The 527-nt window shown below is 60.2% G+C and carries 1 protein-coding gene; it reads right to left on the reverse strand.

Translation table 11 applies throughout. From position 1 onward, the window contains the following. Positions 1 to 5 precede the first annotated feature (5 nt). The coding region (locus tag WS69_RS34065; RefSeq protein WP_331457973.1) for a DUF6708 domain-containing protein at positions 6 to 527 on the reverse strand (522 nt) is incomplete at its 5' end.

Raw genomic sequence — 527 nt, forward strand, 5'->3', positions numbered from 1 at the left:
GCCCATCAAGTTGCGCGAGCGGCCGGCTTGTCGAGCCAAGCTGCGGCATGCATTCGACCGTCCGTTTCACCCGTCCAGCCTTCGACGCGAGCCTTGGGATCATTCGGGTACTCGCCGCGCTGCTGGGCCAAGACCGTGTCGGCCCATCCGACAGGCGTCCCAGAGCGTGGTTCCGCGTAAAGGTCGTCGGGCGCGATCAACGAGATATGCTTAATCGTGGCTGGCCAGACAGGATCGCGACAAGTCGCATTCGCAACGATTCGCATAACGGTAAAAATCAGAATCAGCGGCATCATCAGCAGACGAATGAAGACCGGCGCACGCATCCCGAAGCTATACAGCGAAAACAGGAACGACTCGCGCGGCGTCTCGCGCTGCGTGTGAAACAGCATCGGCTTGGGCAAACCGTTCGGACCATCGTTCATGTATGCGCACCAATAGTTCCACTGCGCGAGCGCCATTTCGACCTGCCGCTTGCCGGTCCATTCCCGGCCGATCGAGAACACACGAGTGACATTGCCGTGGTC

Source organism: Burkholderia sp. BDU5, assembly GCF_001522845.1.
Taxonomy (GTDB): domain Bacteria; phylum Pseudomonadota; class Gammaproteobacteria; order Burkholderiales; family Burkholderiaceae; genus Burkholderia; species Burkholderia mayonis.